General features: G+C 67.7%; 20 protein-coding genes. 4 read left to right on the forward strand and 16 right to left on the reverse strand.

Going from position 1 to position 20,737, the window contains the following annotated elements; all coding sequences use genetic code 11:
- Window positions 1-487 precede the first annotated feature (487 nt).
- The 9 genes from JKV81_RS00775 to JKV81_RS00815 all read right to left on the reverse strand — a co-directional run bounded on the left by JKV81_RS00775 (window position 488) and on the right by JKV81_RS00815 (window position 9,599).
- Entirely contained in the window at window positions 488-913 is a 426-nt protein-coding gene (locus tag JKV81_RS00775; RefSeq protein ID WP_202074718.1) for a PRC-barrel domain-containing protein, read from the reverse strand.
- A gap of 238 nt (window positions 914-1,151) precedes the next feature.
- Window positions 1,152-2,573 carry an NADH-quinone oxidoreductase subunit N gene (locus JKV81_RS00780; RefSeq protein WP_124275556.1) on the reverse strand — a complete coding sequence of 474 codons (1,422 nt, stop codon included), beginning with the start codon at window positions 2,571-2,573 and terminating at the stop codon, window positions 1,152-1,154.
- Window positions 2,570-4,075, reverse strand: coding sequence for a complex I subunit 4 family protein (locus JKV81_RS00785; RefSeq protein ID WP_124275555.1), 1,506 nt, complete (start codon window positions 4,073-4,075; stop codon window positions 2,570-2,572). Before JKV81_RS00785 ends, JKV81_RS00780 begins: the two co-directional genes overlap by 4 nt.
- Window positions 4,076-4,081: 6 nt before the next feature.
- Window positions 4,082-6,034 (reverse strand): NADH-quinone oxidoreductase subunit 5 family protein, encoded by a 1,953-nt coding sequence (locus JKV81_RS00790; protein ID WP_129266307.1) that lies wholly within the window; start codon window positions 6,032-6,034, stop codon window positions 4,082-4,084.
- Window positions 6,031-6,333 (reverse strand): NADH-quinone oxidoreductase subunit NuoK, encoded by a 303-nt coding sequence (locus tag JKV81_RS00795; RefSeq protein WP_129266306.1) that lies wholly within the window; start codon window positions 6,331-6,333, stop codon window positions 6,031-6,033. The genes JKV81_RS00790 and JKV81_RS00795 overlap by 4 nt, the downstream gene beginning before the upstream one ends.
- Window positions 6,330-6,899, reverse strand: a complete 570-nt coding sequence (locus JKV81_RS00800) for an NADH-quinone oxidoreductase subunit J family protein (RefSeq protein WP_129266305.1) — start codon at window positions 6,897-6,899, stop codon at window positions 6,330-6,332. Before JKV81_RS00800 ends, JKV81_RS00795 begins: the two co-directional genes overlap by 4 nt.
- A gap of 18 nt (window positions 6,900-6,917) precedes the next feature.
- The gene (locus JKV81_RS00805; RefSeq protein WP_124275551.1) at window positions 6,918-7,847 is read right to left on the reverse strand and encodes a complex I subunit 1 family protein; all 930 of its coding nucleotides are present in this window, start codon (window positions 7,845-7,847) and stop codon (window positions 6,918-6,920) included.
- Window positions 7,840-9,258: a hypothetical protein gene (locus JKV81_RS00810; RefSeq protein WP_129266304.1), complete on the reverse strand. Its 1,419-nt coding sequence runs from the start codon at window positions 9,256-9,258 to the stop codon at window positions 7,840-7,842. The genes JKV81_RS00805 and JKV81_RS00810 overlap by 8 nt, the downstream gene beginning before the upstream one ends.
- The gene (locus JKV81_RS00815; RefSeq protein WP_124275549.1) at window positions 9,249-9,599 is read right to left on the reverse strand and encodes an NADH-quinone oxidoreductase subunit A; all 351 of its coding nucleotides are present in this window, start codon (window positions 9,597-9,599) and stop codon (window positions 9,249-9,251) included. Before JKV81_RS00815 ends, JKV81_RS00810 begins: the two co-directional genes overlap by 10 nt.
- Before the next feature lie 439 nt (window positions 9,600-10,038).
- On the opposite strand from JKV81_RS00815, the gene JKV81_RS36485 reads away from it, so the two are divergent.
- The gene (locus JKV81_RS36485) at window positions 10,039-10,299 is read left to right on the forward strand and encodes a helix-turn-helix transcriptional regulator (RefSeq protein ID WP_129266303.1); all 261 of its coding nucleotides are present in this window, start codon (window positions 10,039-10,041) and stop codon (window positions 10,297-10,299) included.
- 265 nt (window positions 10,300-10,564) lie between these two features.
- Window positions 10,565-11,098: a TerD family protein gene (locus JKV81_RS00825; protein ID WP_124275547.1), complete on the forward strand. Its 534-nt coding sequence runs from the start codon at window positions 10,565-10,567 to the stop codon at window positions 11,096-11,098.
- 227 nt (window positions 11,099-11,325) lie between these two features.
- On the opposite strand, the gene JKV81_RS00830 is transcribed toward JKV81_RS00825, so the two are convergent.
- The 7 genes from JKV81_RS00830 to JKV81_RS00860 all read right to left on the reverse strand — a co-directional run bounded on the left by JKV81_RS00830 (window position 11,326) and on the right by JKV81_RS00860 (window position 18,266).
- Entirely contained in the window at window positions 11,326-12,384 is a 1,059-nt protein-coding gene (locus tag JKV81_RS00830; protein ID WP_202074719.1) for a PucR family transcriptional regulator, read from the reverse strand.
- A gap of 808 nt (window positions 12,385-13,192) precedes the next feature.
- Entirely contained in the window at window positions 13,193-13,864 is a 672-nt protein-coding gene (locus JKV81_RS00835) for a hypothetical protein (protein WP_129266301.1), read from the reverse strand.
- A 176-nt stretch (window positions 13,865-14,040) separates the two neighbouring features.
- Window positions 14,041-14,574, reverse strand: coding sequence for a MarR family winged helix-turn-helix transcriptional regulator (locus JKV81_RS00840; protein ID WP_124275544.1), 534 nt, complete (start codon window positions 14,572-14,574; stop codon window positions 14,041-14,043).
- Window positions 14,567-15,685, reverse strand: a complete 1,119-nt coding sequence (locus tag JKV81_RS00845; RefSeq protein WP_129266300.1) for a PP2C family protein-serine/threonine phosphatase — start codon at window positions 15,683-15,685, stop codon at window positions 14,567-14,569. Before JKV81_RS00845 ends, JKV81_RS00840 begins: the two co-directional genes overlap by 8 nt.
- A gap of 219 nt (window positions 15,686-15,904) precedes the next feature.
- On the reverse strand, window positions 15,905-16,327 hold the full coding sequence (locus tag JKV81_RS00850; protein ID WP_202074720.1) for a ZIP family transporter: 423 nt from the start codon (window positions 16,325-16,327) through the stop codon (window positions 15,905-15,907).
- Between the two features lie 36 nt (window positions 16,328-16,363).
- Complete coding sequence (locus JKV81_RS00855) at window positions 16,364-16,879, reverse strand: nitroreductase family deazaflavin-dependent oxidoreductase (RefSeq protein ID WP_307820472.1); 516 nt, start codon at window positions 16,877-16,879, stop codon at window positions 16,364-16,366.
- An 859-nt stretch (window positions 16,880-17,738) separates the two neighbouring features.
- A complete protein-coding gene (locus JKV81_RS00860) occupies window positions 17,739-18,266 on the reverse strand; it encodes a hypothetical protein (RefSeq protein WP_241748550.1) in 528 nt (175 codons plus the stop codon).
- A gap of 260 nt (window positions 18,267-18,526) precedes the next feature.
- On the opposite strand from JKV81_RS00860, the gene JKV81_RS00865 reads away from it, so the two are divergent.
- Entirely contained in the window at window positions 18,527-19,012 is a 486-nt protein-coding gene (locus tag JKV81_RS00865) for a hypothetical protein (RefSeq protein ID WP_202074721.1), read from the forward strand.
- A gap of 749 nt (window positions 19,013-19,761) precedes the next feature.
- Entirely contained in the window at window positions 19,762-20,559 is a 798-nt protein-coding gene (locus tag JKV81_RS36035; RefSeq protein ID WP_236054896.1) for a nucleolar 14 family protein, read from the forward strand.
- Window positions 20,560-20,737: the final 178 nt, after the last annotated feature.

Here is a 20,737-nt window from a genome sequence, read left to right on the forward strand (position 1 = left end):
GGGCAGAAGGGGTAGAGGCATTCTGCATCCGTGGACGGCACGGTCCATCAATCCCTGGGCCCGCCGAGGTGGGTGCGAAGGTGAGTGGGTAGCGACCACCACGGTGGTCGCAGATCGGGAGGGCACATGACCCCACTGGGCGAGCAGCACGGCATCGCGCAGAAGGAGGAAGAGAAGCGGGAAGGGAAGGGAAGCGGGAACGACCGCATAGGGCCACCCGGTTCTGTCGACGACCAGCAGTGCGGGAAGCCGACGCTCAGCCATCACCTGCAGGGCAGCCGACGCCTCATCGTCCACGGTGCAAGACATGTACGGCGCTGCCAGATCACCAGCAAGCACAGTTGACTCCACAGCTCCCGCCGAGATCAAGTCCAACACGGCACTGTGCGCTCGTGCAGCAACCGCCGCAGGTCGGGAACGACCGGATCGACCCCAGCCGCCAGCTCTCCCCAACATGCCTTACGCGCCTTGCAGCCTTGCAGCCTTGCTACATGTGCCCACGGAACGGAAAACCCGGATAAATGTATCCCGGCCCCCAAAAAGGTGCATAGCCGTAGTAGCCGTAGACGCTGGCGTAGTAGTCCGGATTTTCTGCGAGTTCGGGATTATAGACAGGAGCGTTCGCAACGCGTTCGCGTGCCTGGTCGATGAAGACCTGGTCTTCGGTCACCCGCGTCACGGCGTCCACGGGAATGAACGACTTGGTCTCTCCGAACCCGAGGAACCCGCCGTGCGCCACGAGTAGAAAGCGGACTTTGCGTTCCGACTCGTCGACGAGGAGGTCTTCGATCTTTCCGACATCGTCGCCATCGGTGCCCGTGACCTTACGACCGCGAACGTCCTCGTCGGGAGACTCGACGGTCTGCCCGGAATCACTGAGCTTACTGAGAATAGGTGCAGCGCTGTCCGACATAAGGGAACTCCTCTCATTGCGGGCCGGCGCCCCGTACCGACGGCTGTCCCTGCGCATTGGCCGTGCAGATGTCACCTTGAAGTGCGGCAACGGCTACCGCTTACCCGACACGCTGAGGAGCATTCAGGGCACTGGGGCCGCCGCAACAGCGACTCCGGGGATGAAGGAGATTGAGCCCGCACCGGCATGGTCGCGCCGAAAGACCGCAGTCGGCGTTCGACGGATGCGCTTGGTTCCGTCACGGCAGCAGGTTTCCCATTCCGTAGGGAAGCACGGCTCCACCCGCGAGGCCGAGGGCGAGGGCGATTACTCCGGCGGTGCAGGCGGTGGCGGCTGCCCAGCAGCCGAAGACGGCCTGGGCCGGTGCGGGTCCCGGGTTGGCATGGGTGAAGAGGGGGGCCAGCCAGCGCAGGTAGTAGAAGAGGGAGGCGACGGTGTTGGCTACGGCGAGGACTGCGAGCCAGGTGTAGCCACCGTCGATGGTGGCGCTGAAGATCTCCAGTTTGCCGAGGAAGATGCCGGTGGGTGGGGTGCCGACCAGGCCGAGGAGGCAGACGACGAGGACGGCTGCGAGACCCGGTTGGCGGTGGGCGAGGCCGCGGTAGTCCTTCAGGTGACGTGCGGCGGGGAGTGCGGTGACGACGGCGAAGGCGCCGAGGTTCGTTGCGGCGTAGGCGGCCAGGTAGAACAGCAGGCTCTGTTGGGCGAGGTCGGTGCGGGTGGCCACGGCGAGGGCCATGAGGAGGTAACCGACCTGGCTGATGGTGGAGTAGGCGAGTAGGCGTCTGGCGGAGGTCTGGAAGAAGGCCGCCAGGTTGCCGAGCGTCATGGTGACGGCGGCCAGGACCGCCAGGAGCAGCGGCCAGTTGACGTCGCTGTCGGGCAAGGCTTGGTGAAGCAGGCGGTAGCCGGCGATCAGTGCGCCGATCTTGGGCAGGGTGGTGACGTACGCGGCGACCGGGGCGGGTGCGCCGTCGGTTACGTCGGGGACCCAGAAGTGGGCGGGTACGGCCCCGGCCTTGAACAGCAGCCCCGCCAGAACGGCCACCAGAGCGACGGCGACAAGGCCGTAGGGAGCGTCGGGCAGTGCGTGGCGCAGTTCGCGGTAGAGGGTGGAGTGGCCGGCGCCGTAGAACAGGGCGGCCCCAGCGAGCATGGTGGTGCCGAGGAGGGCGCCCATGAGGTAGTACTTCAGGGCTGCTTCGGTGCCGGAGTTGTCTTTGGTGAAGGCGGCCAGGGCGTAGGCGGGGATGCTGGCGAGGAGGTAGGCGGCGAACAGCATCAGCAGGTCGTTCGCGCCGAGGAGGGCGAGGGTGCCCGCGCCGGTCAGCAGGAGCAGGACCCAGTACTCGGTTTCGCGTTTGTGGCCTTGTACGGTCTCCACCGACATGGTGATCACCAGCAGCAGGGCCCCCAGAACAGTGAGGCGGCCGGCGTTGGTGGCGGTGTCGACGGCGAAGGCGTTCGAGAAGACGGTCTGTTCGCGGCCGGTGGCCATGGTGATGCTCGTGGCGGCCAGGCCGGCGGTGCAGGCCGCGGCGGCGAGGACGGCGACGATCCATTGGCGGCGGCGTGGCAGCCAGGAACCTGCCAGCAGGCCGATCACGGCGGCGCCGAGCAGGGCCAGTTCGGGGATGAGGGCGGCGAGGTTCTCGTTCACCGCGCCACCAGATCGGTCACGGTCCGGCTGGCGGGCTCGATGACATCAAGCAGCCAGCGCGGCGCGATGCCGATCACCAGTGCCAGGGCCAGCAGCGCGATGCTGGAGACCGCTTCCCTGCCCTTCAAATCACCGAAGCCGGTGGTGTGCACTGACGGGGGCAGGCGTGGGGCGCCGAGGAGCATGGCGCGCAGCGCGCGGAGGAACAGGGCGGCGGTGATGAGGATGCCGGTCACGGCGATCGCGGTGGCGATGGCCTGGGAGGCGAGGGAGCCGGTGAAGATCTGGAACTCGGCGATGAACCCGGAGAAGCCTGGAATGCCGAGGCTGGCGAATGCGGCGATGCCGGTGACGGCCGCGAAGCGGGGCGCGTGGGCGGCCAGGCCGGAGTAGGCGTCGATTTCGTAGGTCTGTCCGCGGTCGTACAGGACGCCGGCGAGCAGGAACAGGGCGCCTGTGATCAGGCCGTGGCTGACCATCTGGGTGACCGCGCCGGTGACGGCCAGGGAGCGGGCCTGGGCGTCGGTGCCGGCCAGGGCCCCGGCCGCGCCGACGGCCAGGATGATGTAGCCCATGTGGTTGACCGAGGTGTAGGCGATCATGCGTTTGAAGTCGGTCTGTGCGAGCGCGACCAGTGCTCCGTAGACGACGGAGACGACGCCGACGATCACGATGGCCAAGGCGTAGTGGCGCCAACTGCCGGGCAGCAGCGGCATCGCGATGCGGACGAAACCGTAGGTGCCCATTTTCAGCAGGACCGCTGCCAGAATCGCCGACCCGGCGGCGGGGGCCTCGGTGTGGGCGGGCGGCAGCCATGTGTGGAAGGGAACGGCCGGGGTCTTGACGGCCATTCCCACGCCGATCGCCAGCAGCACCAGGCTCGCATACACACCGTGCCCGGCGAGCGGGTTGGTACGGGTGAGGTCGACGATGTCGAAGGTGTGCGGGTCGGCGGCCAGGTAGAGGCCGATGAAGCCGAGCAGCAGGGCGAGCGAGCCGATGAAGGTGTAGAGGAAGAACTTCAGCGCCGCCGCCCGGGCGCGCTCGCCGTGTCCCCAGCCGGCGATGACGAAGAACATGCCGACGATGGAAAGGTCGAAGAAGACGAAGAACAGGATCAGATCGAGGGCGATGAACAGTCCGAGACTCGCCGTCTGCAAGAAGAGGAACAGGCAAACGTACGGTCGAACGCGGCTCGACTCGCGCAGCGAGTACACCGCGACGGCGAGGAACAGTACGCACGTCAGAGCGACCAGCGGCAGGGAAAGACCGTCGATGCCCACGTGATAGCTCACCCCCGCGCCGGGAATCCAGCGGACCCGCTGCTCGTACTGCATCCCGCCCTGGGAATCGAATCCCGCCCACAACGCGGTGATCAGAGCGAGTTCGACGGCGGCGGTGGTGATCCACACCCACAGGTACGCCCGCTCGGGGAACCTGCCGGGCAGCAGCATCAGCGCCACGCACACCAACAGCGGCAGGAACGTCACAACACTCAGCACAGGGGATCACCTCACCAACAGCACGATCAGGACGAGCACGCAGAAGCCGACGGCGGCTTGGGCGTAGTACTGGTGCAACAGCCCGGTCTGTGGACGGCGTGCCCACCGCCCCAGGCTCCGGACGCCGGAGGCGACGGCACTGACGACGGCGTCGATGCCGCCGTCATCCAGACGGCGCGCCTGCCGGGCGGCCGCCAGGCCGCCACGGCCGACAGCTTCGACGGCGGTGTCGACGCCTGAGTCGTCCACGTGGCGCGCCTTGTGGGCGAGGGCGAATCCGCCGCGGGCCACCTGCCGTACGACGCCGTCCACGATCCGGTCGTCGAAGACGGCCAGCGCGCGGGCCATCGCCGTGACCGGCCTGACGACGACGGCATGGGCGGCACGTTCCCCGAGAAGCCAGCCGTCGGCCCACCGCACCAAAACCGGTGGAATGAGTGCGCGCGAGCGGAAGGGCCGCCACCAGGACATCCCGGCGGCCGCGAGGACGATGGTGGCGGCCAGTCCCAGCTCCCACGCCTTGGGCGAAGGTTCGCCGGGGACGCCGAGCAGGTCGCGCAGCCACGCGGCCGGTCCCGGCAGGGCGAGGACGCCCAGGACGGCCGCCGCGCCTGCCAGGACGAGCAGCGGAGCAGCCGAGGTGGCGGGGACTCGCCGGGTGCCAGGCCGCTCGGTGTCGTAGCCGGTCCGGGGGTCCTCGGGCAGCGGCCGGGTGACGTACCACAGGGCCTTGATGCTGTAGACGGCGGCGACGGCGGCCGCAGCGAGCCCGACCAGGTACAGGCCGGTGCTCTCGGCGCGGGCTGCGGCGAGGACATCGTCCTTGGCCCACCACAGCGACAGCGGCGGCAGCCCGGCCAGCGTGAGCGCCCCGACGGTGAAGCAGACGCCGACCAGGCGGTGGGTGCGCGCGGCCCCGCGCAGGGAAGGGAGCTGTTTGGTGCCCAGTGCGGTCAACCAGGCCCCGGCGGCGAGGAACAGGCCGGACTTGGCAGCGGCGTGCGCGACGAGCTGAAAGGTGCCGCCGGCCACACCGCCGCTGCCGGCGGCCAGCACCATGAAGCCGATCTGCGAGGCGGTCGACGCGGCGAGCAGTTGCTTGAGGTCGCGTTGCGCCAGAGCCACCATGCCGAGAAGCAGGGCGGTCACCGCTCCGGTCCAGGCGACCACCGGCCCCGCCCAGCCGGTCGCGGCCAGCAGTGGGTGCAGGCGCAGCAGCAGGTAGGCGCCGGCTGCGACCATGGTCGCCGAGTGCAACAGCGCGGATACCGGACTGGGGCCCTTCATGGCGCGTGACAGCCAGAAGGAGAAGGGCAGCTGCGCGGACTTGCCCAGCGCGGCCGTCACGATTCCGGCGGTGACCAGGTGCAGCCAGGGGGACACGGTGGACGCAAGGGCATCAAGGCTCAAGGTCGCGGCGCCACCGGCCATGGCAGCACCTGCTGCCAGGTACAGGCCGAGGTCCGCGGTGCGGGTGGTGAGGAAGGCGGTGTCCGCCGCGCGTGCCCGCTCCGGGTCGCGCCACCAGTAGCCGATCAGTGCCCAGCTCGTCGCGCCCATCAGCTCCCAGGACATCAGCAGCAGCGGCAACGTCGTCGCGGTGACGGTGACCAACATGGAGCCGGCGAACAGCAGCATCAGGCCGAAGAACCGTCCGCGGTTCTCTTCCTCACCGAACTCCCCGGCGGAGAAGACCAGGACGCCGGTGGTGACCGCGGCGACGGTGATCACCATGACCGCGGACAGTCCGTCCACCGCCAACCCGGCCCGGATTCCCGAAAACAGCGGCACGCTCGACGACGGCCGGGTCGACGCGGCAGCGACAGCGAGGCCCAGCATCGCCACAGACACCAGCACTCCGAGGGCGGGCGCCTGTCGGTTCAGGCGTGTCCCGATCACCGCGAGGGCGGCTCCCGCTGCCAGGGGCAGGGCGATCAGCAGCCAGATCAGCGCGCTCATCCCTTCAGGTCCTCGGCCATGTCTGTCATGTCGACCTGCCGGGCTCGGTAGATCGCGGTGGTGACGGCGAACCCCATGGCCATCTCCACCGCCATCGCCACCACGGCAGCCACGATCACCACCTGCCCGCTGCCCGTGGGGGCGAGGAAGTGCCAGAAGTCGGCGGCGGCGACGATGATCCCGCCGATCATCAGCTCGATCCCCATCATGATCATGACGATGGACTGCTGGGACAGCGCGCCGAACAGACCGATCGAGAACAGGCCCGCGGCAAGGAACAGGAGCAGTTCGAAGGTCACCGGCCCACCCCTCCGCCGGCCGGATCGCGGGCGGGCCGCTGATCGAGGTCGTCCCCGAACCGGTCGTAGCGACCGCGGTTCGTGGCCAGCACGGTCGCGCCGACCATCGTGGCGAGCAGGACGAACCCGAGCGTGACCATCGTCAGCATCTGATCGCCCATCAACGACATGCCCACCTGGACGGTGGTGTCCTTCGACCGCAACCGCGGACGGTCGGGCCAGGGAACCACGAAGACCGCGCTGGTCAGCGCGGCGAACACCACACCGCTGATGGCCAGCGCCCCGCGCTTGTTGTGGAGCATCGACATCGGCGTCAGGCCGGCCGGATTCATCATGTACGCGATCATGAAAACAGCCATGATGACCATCTCCATGGCCATCATCAGCACGATGACCACCCCGAGGTACGGCAATCCCAGGACGGTCACCACGCCGCCGACGCACACCAGAGAAGCCAACAGCGCGAATGTGACCCGGGCCATCGAGTTCAGTGTGAACACCAGGACGCCGCAGGCCAGGGCCAGCACGCCCAGCGTCCACAGCAACACAGCGGCCGTCGTTCCCATCGAGCGGGCCTTCCCTTCCTATCGATTGACGTTGACCAGCGCCGGGACGAGGGCCTGCAGGATCGTCAACGGGATGAGGACGACCCAGGCGAACTCCACGTACCGGTCGGCCCGGATCACCGGCAGGCGCCGCACCGCGGCTACCAGGGCGGCCAGCACCAGCAGCGTCTTGATCAGCGACCATGCCCAGGCGGGCAGGGCCGGCCCCGCGCCCCCGCCCAGGAACAGGGGCACCGCCATCGCCGCGCCGGCCGCCAGCCACAGCCACCGCCCGGCCTGCAACATCAGCCTGTCGACCCCGGAGGTCTCGCTCAGCACGCCGCCGGCGATGTCCTGGCCGACCGGGTAGGCGAACGGCCCCAGGAAGCTGAAGGCGAGGACGCCTGCCAGGTAGACGACGAAGGCGACGGGCATCCACACCGCGTACCACAGGCCGTACTGTGCCGCGGCGATGTCACCGACCCGCAGGGACTGCGCGCCGGTCGCGGTCGAAATCAGCGCGAACATCAGCGGAAGCTCGTAAGCCAGGCCCTGGGCAAGGAAACGGTAGCCGCCGACCAGGGAGAACGCCGCGTTCGGGCCCCACCCGGCCAGCCACAGGCCGGCCCAGGTCATCACCTCCATTGCGTTGAACCACACCACTCCGACCGACAGGTCGGCGACCGCCACGTTCCCGAACGGGATGACCAGCGTCGAGAGCACGGCAGCCACCGGCACGCTCACCACACCGGCCCGCCACAGCATCCGGTCCGGAGCCGGCATCCGCCGGGGCTGCGCCACCAGCGCCCGCGGAACCGCGAGCAGTGGCCGCATCGCAGCGGAAACGGTGACCGGCCGTCCGGCGTCCCGGGCGGTCAGGGCCGCGTCGGCCGTCACGGCCAGCACAGCGAAGCCCAGCAGCAGAGCCGGGGCGGCCAGCAGCGTCCACCACGCGCCTGCCTCAACCACGCGCCGCCCCCTCGCGTGAGTGGGCCGCGAGTTCGTCCAGGTCCGGATCGAGACTGGCCACGATCAGGCGCGCCGCGGCCAATTCGGTTCCGTCCAGTAGTTGAGGGAGCAGGCCGACCAGGGCAGCCGACGGCGGCTGCCGCGCGTCCCACCGGCCCCGCGGGCTCTCTTCCGCCGGATCCAGCGCCGAAGGATCGTCCAGCCGCGCCACGTCAAGGCGGATGTCGGTCAGCCACTGGCGGTAGCGGGCTGCCACATCCCCGTCGGCCCGGGCCGCTGGACCGCTCACCCCGGCTGCTTGGGCGTCCTGAGCAGTCAGCACGCCCAAGCCGCGGGTCAGCCAGAGCAAGGTTCGCGACCGGCCCACCCGTCGGCCCAGACGCTCCAGCCGGGAAGCGAGCGCGGCAGCAGGGGCACCGTCAAGCAGATCGTCACGCAACCGGCGTGCCTTCATCGCCTCGGCGGGCCAGCCCGCCACCACCAACAACCGCCCCAGACTGTCCAGACGAGCCGCCGCCCGCCGCCGCGCCGCCTCCCCCGAACCAACCGCCTCACCGACCGCAGACCGCAACCAGGGCTGCACCCAGAACGACTCGACAGGCCGCGAGGCGACAAGGGGTTCCTCGTCGAGGTCGGCCGCCTGAACGACATCACCTTGCAGGACGAGACGGAGCGTCAGCCCGGTGGGCCAGTCGGACAGCAACGGTCCCAGCGGCACATGCAACCGGTCGAGCGTCAAACCGTCGCGGTCCTCGCCCTGCCCGGCCATCGGCAAGCCGCCCGGCATCTCCATCCCGCCATGCCCGCCGTGACCGCCGTGGCCCTGGTGGTCTTCGTGGGCGTCACCGCCGTCACCCCTCTTCTCTTCTCCGCCGTGGTCGCCGTGATGCTGCTTCAGAGAGGAGTGAGCGCTGCCTGAGCCGGTGTACCTGCCGTTGCTCCGGTCCGGAGAGGGCTCTTCGCCGCGCTCGCCGTCCTTGGCGGCCTCCTCCAGGAAGGCGTGGCCTGCCGTACCGTCTTGATCCGAGCTCTGCTCACGACGACGATCCTGCGGCTGGCGGCTGTCTGTCTCGGCCGGGGGTTCCTGCTCTCGCTGCGCTGCCGGCGAAGCGAGGCGGGCACGGGCGGCATCAAGGGCGGCCAGTACTCCGTCGGCGGTACGGACGTGTGCGCGGGCGCGCGGGGCGGGCAGATCCTGCCAAAGCCGTTCCACCGCCGTGTGCAGGTAGGCGCATGGGGGCCCTGCGACGAACAGCAGATCGGCCTGCGCCGGGGTTGTGGCCGGTGGCCAGTCCCGAAGCCGTAGGTGCCGCTCGGCGGCCATCCGCACGGCCGCTCCCCCCGGCATACAGACCACCAGGACGCGAGGTCGGGCGGCTGCCGCGCGCAGCATCGTGCCGGTCAGGTCCATCGCAGGGCCCCCTCCCTCCAGGCGTAGGTGACGCCGGAGAGCAGGATCGCGAGGAAGACAAACATCTCGATCACCGCGCTGGGTCCCATGGCCGAGATGATCAGCGTCCACGGATACATGAAGACCATCTCCATGTCGAAGGCGAGGAAGAGCATGGTGATCGTGTACCAGCGCACGTGGAACCGGCTGACCGCATGCTCAACCGGCTCCAGCCCCGACTCGAACGGAGCGGCTTCCAGAGGCTCCGAGGAAATGCGCAGCGCCCATCCCGCTCCGTAAACTCCGGCGACGGCTAGCGCGACCACGCCCAGCAGGGACAGCGCGGCTGCGAAGCCGTTCACTGGCCGTCACCGTCTGGCCAGACAGCGAAGTGTGGCCGCCCGGGGAGAGCCGGACAAGAACCGACGCGTGACCCTCGGCCTTCTACCGCTCCCATTTCCACTCCTGCCCCGTCGTCCGCCGAGTCCGCGCGTACCCCAGCGGGGCGCACCGAATCTCGGTACGTACGCGCAACCCGTGGGTCTGGTGTCCGAGCATCCGGTTCCGGTGCGAGAAAGCGTCTGAGGCGCGCCCGCCCGAGGCGACATTCCAGAGCTACTGCCGCCCGCTTCTCGCCCTCCCCAGGCGTCCAGTCGTCCGGACATGCTGGCAACGAGGAAGCAACTGCAGGCAGAGCCTCTTGCTGGTCACTCGTCGCACCAGGCAACACACTGCCCGAAACCCAGCACGGGCGTTCCCATCCCGTCCCAGCACGGTAGTAATGAGCAGGGGCGATGACAGATGACGAGGGGTCAGCTATCCCAGTACCATCCAGATCGCATCCGCGCCACCTGGAGTGGTACCGCGAGGGTCGAAGACGCCGCCCGAGCATTTGGCATGTCGAGGTCGAAGGGCTACGACCTTGTGCGCCGCGGAGAGTTCCCTTGCCGTGTGCTGCCGATCGGCCGCGCAGCACGAGTCGTTACCGCCTCGCTCCTCCGCTTCCTCGAGAGCGGTGAACCCGAGTACAACGGAGCCATCAGCGCGCAGCGGCTGATGTGAAGTTTCCCCGTAATCTCCTGATACTCAGGATCTGCCACCATCCGGCCGAAAGCCTCACGGCCGGGGCAGCGGACGAGCAGTACCGCATCCCAGGAAGGAACGACATCCTTGCCTAGGGGAACACCGCGCCAAGCGTGGCAGCCGTCCCCGCCGCGAGCCTGGACTGCGCACTGATCCGGTTGTTCAAAGCCTCGCCTGCATTGGTGTCCGTCATACTTGCCCGGTGTCCCGTTGCAGAGGTTCGACTGGGGAGAGGCAGCCAAGGGTGAGCAGCGACAGCCGGGGTGTAGGGAAGGTCGCGGTACGACTCAAGTGGGATCCCAATCCGTGGAATGAGTCACCACAGCATTTGGACATCATCGCCACCACCTACTCGGAGGCCGCCACTTACGGGCCGCCTGCTTACGTCGTCCACTTCGACAGCCGCTCGCCGGACGGCACAATCAACATGAGTCGGCACAGCCGGACAGGGCAAGGCTTCGGCTACGTCGAAGAGATGACCTTGGAGCTCGATCGCCTCGCTTCCTCCTTCGCACGGGTTGTCGTGGGTGTGGCAATCCATCAGAACGACGGCCGTAAGGTATTCGCCAACATCTCGAACGCCGGAGTTCTGGTTGCCGAGGGATACGAGGAGCTCCTCAAGGACGACTTCTCCCAGGTCAGCGGATCCTGTGCGGCAACGGTCGCGGAGTTCGTACGGCAGGCTTCCGGAGCGTGGGAGTTTCGGCCGATGATCCGCGGGTTCGACAGTGATCCGCTGCTCTTCACAGCAGAGATGGGCCGCTCCACGCAGCCGTAGGCGTTTTTCTGTTCGCTACAGGTCGGACATGAGCCCGCAGTCTGGTGTGCCAGTTGACACGTTTGCACGCGACCCTGGCGAAGGCAGAGGTCAAGGCCACGAAGTCTCCCCAGAGACCACATCCTGACCAACGGTCCTGATCTCCCATACGGTCAGTCACCAACCCACTGTTTGCGCGTAGCAAACTACTGAAGACACCGATGAACCGGCCGAGCCCCGGGAGCGGGTCAGAGGCTCTGTGCGGGCCAGTTCAGCATGCGGGCCCCGATCACCGCAGTTTGCAGGGTGTAGCGGTGCTGAGGGTCGGTGGGGTTGTTTCCTGTGAGCTGGTGGATGCGCTCAAGGCGGTAGGTCAAGGCGCGAATGCTGAGCGAAAGCCGACGGGCTGTCTCAGTGGCGTTGCAACCGGCATCGAAGTAGGCGGTGAGCGTCTCGAGATGAGTGGTCGGGCCACCGCGTGCTCGGAGGAGCGGGCCGAGAGTCGTGCGGACGAGGTCGGCCATGGCCTGACGGTCACGGGTCAGTACGGGGTAGACGAGGAAGTCGGAGGTGTCCAGAACGGGGGCGTCCAGGCCGAGTCGGGCGGAGAGGTCGAGGGTGTTCAGGGCTTCTTCGTAGGAGTGCACGACGCCGCCGGCCCCACGGTGGCTTCTGCCGATTGCGGTGCGTCCTCCGTCGGTCGCTGCGTGCGCCTGCTTCGCGAAATACGTCAGAACATCACGTTGGTCGCCCGGAGCGACACAGACCATGCGGCCCTCCTTCGTCGTGAGAAGGATCCGCCGGTCCCCGAAACGGCCGATCACCGCACGCTCCACTCTGCGCGGCGCCTCGTCGCCCTCGGTATAGGAACCGGGTCCAGCAGCGACAGCGACAGCGTGCGCATGGGAGAGCCGCAGCCCGAAACGTTCGGCACGCTCGGCAAGGCGGCCCAGGTCGCTGCGCCCGTAGAGAAGGTCGTCGATGAATTCGCGACGGGAAGCTTCCTGTTCCCGGACGGCATAGTGCTGAGCCCGGTCGTATCCCTCGGCCATGGCATCAATGGCCTGCGTCATCACCGCCAGGGTAGCGTCCGTTGATCGCGGAGATGCTGACCAGCTCTCCCGGGCTGCCTGAAGATGACGGGACACGAGCTGGCGCAGGGTGACACCGTCGGTGGCAGCTTGCTCGCCGAATGTCCGCAGAGCCTCACGCTCGGCGCGAGTGAGGAGCCTGCCGGTAGCGGCGGCGCTGATGAGCAGTCGGACATAGCCGTCGTAGCAGTCCGCAGAAGGCTCGGAAGTACTCATCGGCCTTCTTCCAGGAGCTCGTGGCTACCTGCGTGATCCACCAACGGGCCCAGGCCAGAGCGATGAAGTTGTGCGCGGGCCACATGTCCGGTGTGGAGGATCTCTACTGCAACGCCCCGTTCCCTGGCGGCCTGCACCGCCGTCAGAAGCGCGTTGCGGCTGGCCGGATTGAGGGCGACGACCCCGGCCGGACTGATCTCCAGGCACCTGGGAGAGGTGTCCAGAGCCTCGGCTGCTTTACGCCGGATGCTGTCAGCGTGCCTGTCGCCGGTATCCCCTCGGGGGCAAGTCACATTAGTTGTGCGTGACCGCCGTGCGAGGGGGCGGCGGAAGGCGGAAGACCGGCTCAACGCCTGCAGGCTCAGGCGCAGTGCGGCGGCTGTGCCTATCAGAAGTACGACTTGCAGCCGCGGAGTGCGGACCTTCACGCCGATCCACACCAAAGCGCTGGTAGCTGCGAGCCAGGCTGGGGCGGCGGATGACGGTCTGGGATGCTTGGTCACGCGCCGCCCCGGAGAAAGAGGTACTCACACGGCACGCTCGGCATCAAGCCCCCTGGAGGCGAACTAAGGCCAGAGGACAACTGTCCCCTGAACGCCGACCAGGCTTCCCGGCACACCAGCGCGACTCACCACGCGTTCGTCCGATCGTACCCCGCGGGGCCAGGATCCAGCGGATGCGCTGGCTCCGGCTCCCCGACGTGCCGGGCATCCATGGTGGTCTATGACGCACGACTCTGCAGCCCCGCCTATGTGGTGCTGTGCCGTCCGGGTGCACAGTGCTGATCAGAATCAGCTGGGAACGTTCTTCATGGCAGCGTGAACCGAAAGGACCGCACAACCGCGAGCGTCGTTCCACCGGCGAAGACCAGCGCAAGAATGGCCAGGCGCACTTCGGCCGCTGTCTGCTCGCCCGGCTGTGCTATTCCACGGGTCGGCGCCCGTCCCGTCGGGTCGTACAGAACCGTAAGCACGTCCCCCGGGTCGGTGAAGCCAGTGCAACCCCGCCAGATTTTCATGCGCGGGGAGACTCCGGGCCCGTCCGGGTCCACCTCGCACAGGAAGCGACGCTGCTGGTGCCCATTGCTCTCGACGGAGGTGACGCGCGCAGACTGCACCTGGCCCCGGCCGGCGAGCGCGAGCCCAGCCGCAGCCTGGGGCGCCGTCAAGGCGAGACAGATACCCAGCACACTCACAAGTCCTATGAGGACGCGTCCGGCCCGCAGAACCGCCAGATACAGGACCAGTGCGGCAACGAGCAGCAAACCGACCTCGCCGCTGCGGAGGGCCGAGGGACCGGCCCACATGCCCAGGAATCCCGCACCGGCGATCAAGGTGACGCCGAGGAACCCGACCGCGAGACCATGAGTCAGAATGCCTGCCCCTGGAACGCCGACGAACTCCGCCGGCCCCCACAGAGTCGACCTGAGATGGGCCGCGATTCCGGGATCTGGATCAGCCCTGCGGTGGCTGTCAGGCACGTTCAGGTAGCTCCCCTCCTTTCGGCCAGTGGTCCGGCTCAGCTCCGGTGTCGCAGGCTGGGCCCATACATTTTGGTTCCCCGGCGCTGTTCATGGCACCGTCGGAATGCCGACACGTAGCGCCTTCTTTCCTGCCGGAATCACGCAGTCACGCGGCCGCCATCACATACGACGGTTCAGACGTGGTGCCCCGACGACGGGTCTGCCCAGCCCAGTGGGTGCAGAGCGCTGTCGTCGTGCGTGGGCATGGCCGGCTCCCCGCCCGCCTCGTTGAAGGCGGTCAAAGCGCTGACAAGAGCGAGGCGCTGGACAGGGTCGAGTCGTTCGACGATGGCGGCGATCTCCTGTTGTCGCCGTGCCGTCACGTCCTCGACCGTGCGGCGGCCCTCTTCGGTGAGCTGGAGCAGGGTCTCGCGGCGGTTGTCCTGATTGATTCGCCGGTCGGCAAGCCGTGCCGCGATCAGCCGGTCCACCATCCGCATCGCGGTCGAGGGGGCCACACCCAGCAGATGCGCGAGGGTGACAAGCTTGGTCGAACCACGTGTGGACAGGACGACGAGCATGCGAAATTGCGGCAAGGTCACACGGTCTTCGACCTCGGCGAGCGAACGTGCCGACACCGCGACGAGAAGCCGTGACGCCGTCAACACCGCACGGGTAACTGCGTCCACATCAAACGTGCCCTCGGCCGGGGCACTTCGCTCAACCATGGTCCCTTTCTATCGCGTCCGCAGACACCCCTACACCAGCCGGCATCTCATCCCGGTGATATCGGAGGAGCAGCATTGCCGCGTCGTCGTGCAGCGGGCCGGCCGCGTGCCGGACGACGTCCCCGCGGAGTTCTTCCAGAGCGACTTGCGCGTCGTCGTCCCTGAGCAGGCTGGCCCGATCCTTCAGGGGATAGAACCGTCCTTCACCGTCGCGCGCTTCGGTCACCCCGTCGGTATAGAGCAAGAGTTGTTCTCCTGGGCTGAATCCGACGTGGTGGGACTGCGGCGGCTGGCCGTCGTGGATGCCCAGGCCGAGCGGCAGGGCGTACGACGGAGGCTCCGGGAATTCGATGGTGCCGTCCCGACTGATCAGCATGGGTGCGGGATGCCCACAGTTGACCATGACGACGGTTTCCTCTTCCGGCCGCACCTCTGCCAGAAGAGCAGTCACGAACTTCTCGCCCTGCAACTCGCGGGCCACACTCCGTTCCAGACGAGCCACAAGCTTGACAAGGTCCGGTTCCTCGTGTGCCGCCTCGCGAAAAGCGCCCAGGACGACGGCCGCTGTCTCCACCGCGGCGAGCCCCTTGCCCTGCACGTCACCGATCAGCACACGCACGCCTTGAGGTGCGACGACGACCTCGTACAGGTCCCCGCCGATGCGCGCCTCGGCCACGGCTGATGTGTAGGAGACCGCCACCCTTAGGGGCCCCGCACGGCGGGGCACCGGTCTGAGCAGGACGCGTTGCGCGGCCTCGGCGATCGAACGGACACTGGCGAGCTCCGCCTCGCGTCGTTGCCGCGTGACCGCGGCCACGACTCCCGCTGCGGTCACTCCCCCGACGGATGCCATGGCTGTGTAGCCGCGGCGGCCGTCGAAGAGGCCGTCGTACAGGCCGAGACCGAAGCACAGCAACAACGCCACCGCGCCGATGAAGGCGGTGCGCCTCCACGTGCCGATCAAGCCGGCGAAGGCGGGTCCGAGCGACACCAGAGGAAGAAACCCCACCCCAGGTCCTGCGGTGAGATCGACTACGGCCACGACCGCCATCACCACGGCCGGCAGCCATGAGAGGACGGCCGATCCATCCCATCGTGGGGTCGTGGTCATGGTGCTCCCGGCCGGTATACGAACAACTACGAACCGCGATCGCGTCGCGCGACTCTTCATTTAGCCTATGCAACGATTTACGGGCGTTGAGGCCGGCATACCGCTCGTTACTCAATCGAGGCCGACAGCAGCCTCAGCCACCGACAGCACACAGATCATGCCCGCGCCAGCAAAGAGCCACGCTCACGTCCATGGGGCTCGGCGCCTGGACTGGGATCACTACACGCCAAAGCCCTCTCCAGCCTTCTCGGTCTCGTGCAGCACGACATCACCCGGAGAGCCGTCCACGGTATCCGGCGCAGACGCTCCCCGGGGCACCGCCAACACGACTGCTGTCATGACAATGCCGACGAGGAGCACCTGAGCGAGGTATCGCCACCGCTCCCTTTCGCTCATGTCCCGCCGCGCCTGCTGCCCATGGGGAACGTCGTAGCCCTCACCAACCCACTGCACGGACCCGTCCGCCGGAGCGGGGCCGTGGTCGTCTCCGCCGCCGTCCGGGAGCCGTGCGGATCGCTCAAGAGCAGAGGGCTCCCGGGGGGCCGACAGGCGTATCGCCTCCTCGTTGTCCTCGGCGAACCTTCTCCACACCGCGCTCGGCACGGACGAGGCTGCGTCGTCACTCGAATCGTTCACACTCACTCCCCCCACTGTGATCCAGTCACTGAAATCCTGGCTTCAGGGCAGGCGCTGCCCAGGTCCCGCGTCAAGCCGCACGAAGGGAATTTCGCGCCCCGCCCGCCGATAGGAGCCCGGGCTTCCGTCGATCCCGAACCCCATGAACGAGCACAGGCGACGGGCGGTGCGCGGCCGGGCAGCCGCGTATCGGACCATGGCTTCGCCCCCTTCTTCCGCCGTGAGAAAGTGGGCCGTGACTGCGAAGTGCCGGCTGCCCGACTGAACAACAGTTGTAGGCATCATGCGCAGGTTTAGATACCAATCGGCCTTCGGCCCGAACCCGGACGCCAGGGTCCAACTGCCGCCCTCGCGGTCGTACGCAACGACCTCCAGGGCAACGGTCCGATCGAGACCGGTAGTGCGTCCCTCGTGGTGCAGCAGCAGGACGCGTCGCCCGAACACCCGCCCCAGTCCCACCCTGAAGAGGGCGAGGGGCAAGCGCGCCAAGTGGCGACGCCACCCTCGTGGACGCCTTGGCCACCGTGGCACCGTCAACGGTCTCTCCGGCGTCACCACTCCACCTCTCGTCGATCACGTGGGCTGGGCAGGGAGCTCGGCCGGTCCGCGGACGCCGCCCATCCATTAGGTTGCACAATCTTTGCACAATCTAAAGGATGGCCACGAATCGCGCAGGAGATTGCGGTCGCGGATCACCCTGCGCCTCAGAGCCTGACCGCCGACAGAACGCGCCGCATCGGTTCACCTCGACCAACGGATCTCATCGCGCTCGGGCTGTCACCGTGGCGGACACGCCCTCACGCCCGGCCCCTACGCTTCGGTTGGACCACGACAACGATCATCCGCCGTCTCTGAGCCGCGACCCACGTACAGACGCCACGGTCAGTTCTTTCGTCGCGCGGGTGAAGCCCGTTTCCGGGGCCTTGTGGACCGTCCGACCAGGACGCGACTGTGAAGAAGACCAATCGCTCCCGGCCAGGACTTCGGAAAAGCCGCCGCCCTTGTAGCAGGGGAAGGAGCACGGCTACATGAAATCGTGCGCAGTGGTGTCCACTCACCGAGGTCTGGACGCCGCCGCTTGACCAGTCGGCGCTGCCCCGGAGGTCGGCAACACGCCCGAGGCAGGGCGGTGAGTTGCGTCGCTGTCCTACTTCGGCAGCCCTTTGATGACGAGCTTGCTGCCACCCAGGCGCACCCCCTGTACGTCTCGCGGCGGTACCGGCTTCAGCTTCTCCGTGCATGCCGGTTCGATCTCCATGCCGGCACCGAGATCAGAACCGCCTCGCGTCCTCAACGACGTCGGTGACGGCAGCGGCTTCGCCACTGACCGGGCATCTCGCCGGTTCGAATGTGGTGAGCGGGGCCGAGTCGTCGCTGGTAGGTCGCTGCGGACTCCAGAGCCACTGCCAAGGCAGCCTCACTGCCCGCCGAGTCTCAGAACAACAGCTACGTACAAGCTCACGGACACCACCAGAAGCAGAAAGGCAAGGATTGTGTGGCCGACGAGCCCTCGCCCGGAGGCACTGGCCAGATACTCCCGGGCCGCGCTGCTCACCCGGGGCCCCGGGGCCCCCCGCGCGGCGCCTGCGTCCGCCTTCTCGATCGCTCGGCGCAGCTTCTTGCGGCTTCTCTCAGTCGTGATTCCCAGGCGCACCCCATGGGAGTCGCGCACGACAAGGGTGCGGTAGGTGCTGCCGTACGAAAAGGTGGTCAGGAGCCAGACCGTGGCGATCTCGTTCAGGTCGACAGACCGTTCGCCAGTCAGGGTGCGCGCGATCAGACGCGACGACGAGTGCCGAAACGGCGCCCGCTCCTCGCAGAGCGCGGGGAGCAGCAGTGAGCCGGCGATCACAGCCATCAGGCCGAGAACGATCGGCGAACCTTCGGGGAGGGCCCCCGCCCGAGCCAGGCCGTAGCTGCCGAACGGCAGCAGAAGGACCGCCACCGCCAGGCTCCATCCGATACGCGCACGAGCCACACTCCGGGCCGCGTCTGCTTCCACTGAACACCTCATTCTGTGGCAGGGGCCATCATGCATGCGCGGTGGATCTCGCCGCATTGCCGGTACTCGGCAGCGTTCGATGCGAGGCAGCGCCTTATGCCAGCAGACACCGGGTGTGCCCGATCTCCGTGGCGTCGTCTCGCGCATCGACTGCGAGCAGCGAAACCAAGATGCGAAGCAGCCCTGAGCACTACAACGAGGGGATGACCGTCTTCCTCTGTTCTAGGTGCGGCACCGCGATCACGCCGGAGCTGGCCGAGCTCGCCGCCGTCCCTGACGTCTCAGACGACGAGCGCGACCGGGGCAAGGAGGCACGCCAGGCGCCTTACACCGTTCCGCGGGGCCACTACGCGATCGATCCCGAGCCCTGGGGACCTCCCTACGTCGCGCAGGACAATCAGGAGGATCCGAAGCCAGCTCAGTCGCGCGGACCTGTGGTCTGCCGCGAAGAAGGCTTCGTCATCTCGGCCGGCAGCCGACACACAGTGCTGGTGCATCCTGATGACGCCGCCAGCCTTCAGCCACTGCCCAGCTGGGAGAACAGCAGTGGGTGCTGCGGACCGACAGGCGACAAGGGACTCAACCGAGCCGGCCGCTGCGGCGCTCCGGTCGCGACCCTCACGGCCGACTGTTTCGGGCCCTTCGAACTGCACCTCGACCCCGTCCGGACCTACGCGTTCTCCCAGTAGAACCCCGAAGCGCGCGCGGACGACGTGCACGACGCTCCCGACGGAACCCGTCCGCCCAACTTCCAGCTCCATACACCTCCCGTTCTCACTACCCAGCAGATTCGTCCGCGCCCCTGTGGAGATGGAGCGCGCACACACCCCATCCGGCTGGCATCGATGCACGCACAGCCACGCCTCAGCATTCCGCGCATTCCGCGCGAACAGGCGGAACCGTAGAGACCACCACGGACAACCGGACTCGACATTGCAAGCGCGAGTCAAAGGCTTTGCTAGTCCACCCACTTCGACGCCCGGCGTCGCGGCTTGCGGTTGAGCCGGCATCCGTCGCTCCTTCGAGCGAACGCAGCCCGAACACAGCCCACCTCTTTCCGCTACCGCTGACAGCATCCGCCCGTCAATGAAAGCCAGGATCAGAGGTGGTCCCCTTGAAACGGCCGGTCAATGAGCGGCAGCTCTCGGTGCTGCAGCGGGTGGGAGCGGGATGTCCCTGAGGACGTGTGGGAGACGAACTCCTGCAAGACCACCTGCCAGGCATTACAGAACCGGGGCCTGGTCACGGTCTCCCGGAAAGGCGGGCAGTGGAACGTCGTCCTGACGAGTGCAGGCCAGCACTACCTCTCCCACGGCACCTACCCTCCCCCAGGGTCGCTCCCGCGCATGGCCAAAGCCACCGCCCCAAAACGCTCGTCACCCCGGACACAGCACGCTCCGGCCGTCGAGCGAAGCCAAGTCCTTCCCAGCCGAATCGCGTGACATTCACGGAACAGCTGCTGCAGGAGCTCGCGGACGCCGGTGGCCGGATCGTCAAGACCACCACCGGCCGGGACTCTATGAACCGGCCGTCCCGAATCGCGGCCGCTCGCAGATCGATAAAGCTCCCCAAGACAAAGGAGCTGCACGGAGGCTGGTGCCGTGACGGATACGAAATCATGCTCGTCGACACCCACGCCTGGCGCTTTGCCGTCCTCGCCCCTGTCCCTGGCCCCTCCCGGCTCACTCGGCCGCACAGCGTGGAAGCACTCCTGGACCAGAATCCCCCGCTTCGACCACACCCCGTCCGAACGCCTCCGCTTGGTCCTGAGCGGCGGCCGGCCGCACCGGGCGAGCGAATGGGCCGACACCCCCGGCCGCCCCTCGAAGAGCAGCTTGCCGAAATCACCCAAGAAGTCACACTCCGCGGCGAAGCCGCCGAACGCCAGGAGGAACTCGAGGCAGCACGCCAGAAGCGCCTCCGCTGGCAAGCCGCCATGGAGAAGGCCCGCGTCCAGTACGCCGAGACGTACCGCGTCAGGCACTTCGAGGCGCAGGAAGCGGCATGGCGCCACGCGACCCGACTGACCGAGTACGTGACCGCCGCCCGCACGCGAATCGAGACCATGCCCCCAGGCCGAACCAGAACCGAAGCCGAGGCATGGATCAACTGGGCAGAAGCCACCGCAGAGCGCCTCGACCCCCTGAACACGCCACTCCGGATGCCGATCATCCCCGAACCACAAGCCAACGACCTGAAGCCGTTCCTCGGGCACTGGAACCCCTACGGCCCCTGACACGAAACCCTCCTGGCGCCAGTCCCGCCCATGCCGCCCAGCGGCCCAGTCGTCTCACGCTTACGACGTCGCCTGCAGCCGCGGTCGCAAATCCACCGCTCCCGCGAGCATCACACGGTCACGAACCGCGTGAAAAGCCGAACGCGTCAGGCGTCAAGCACAGTCGGACTCACGGCGA

It is taken from the genome of Streptomyces silvae (genome assembly GCF_016745505.1).
In the GTDB taxonomy this organism is placed as follows: Bacteria; Actinomycetota; Actinomycetes; order Streptomycetales; family Streptomycetaceae; genus Streptomyces; species Streptomyces silvae.

What these genes read in the sequence shown, in the direction of transcription:
- JKV81_RS00775 (WP_202074718.1), bottom strand. Translation starts at nt 913, where the DNA reads ATGTCGGACAGCGCTGCACCTATTCTCAGTAAGCTCAGTGATTCCGGG.
- JKV81_RS00790 (WP_129266307.1), bottom strand. Translation starts at nt 6,034, where the DNA reads ATGAGCGCGCTGATCTGGCTGCTGATCGCCCTGCCCCTGGCAGCGGGA.
- JKV81_RS00800 (WP_129266305.1), bottom strand. Translation starts at nt 6,899, where the DNA reads ATGGGAACGACGGCCGCTGTGTTGCTGTGGACGCTGGGCGTGCTGGCC.
- JKV81_RS00810 (WP_129266304.1), bottom strand. Translation starts at nt 9,258, where the DNA reads ATGGACCTGACCGGCACGATGCTGCGCGCGGCAGCCGCCCGACCTCGC.
- JKV81_RS36485 (WP_129266303.1), top strand. Translation starts at nt 10,039, where the DNA reads ATGACGAGGGGTCAGCTATCCCAGTACCATCCAGATCGCATCCGCGCC.
- JKV81_RS00830 (WP_202074719.1), bottom strand. Translation starts at nt 12,384, where the DNA reads ATGAGTACTTCCGAGCCTTCTGCGGACTGCTACGACGGCTATGTCCGA.
- JKV81_RS00840 (WP_124275544.1), bottom strand. Translation starts at nt 14,574, where the DNA reads ATGGTTGAGCGAAGTGCCCCGGCCGAGGGCACGTTTGATGTGGACGCA.
- JKV81_RS00845 (WP_129266300.1), bottom strand. Translation starts at nt 15,685, where the DNA reads ATGACCACGACCCCACGATGGGATGGATCGGCCGTCCTCTCATGGCTG.
- JKV81_RS00865 (WP_202074721.1), top strand. Translation starts at nt 18,527, where the DNA reads ATGACCGTCTTCCTCTGTTCTAGGTGCGGCACCGCGATCACGCCGGAG.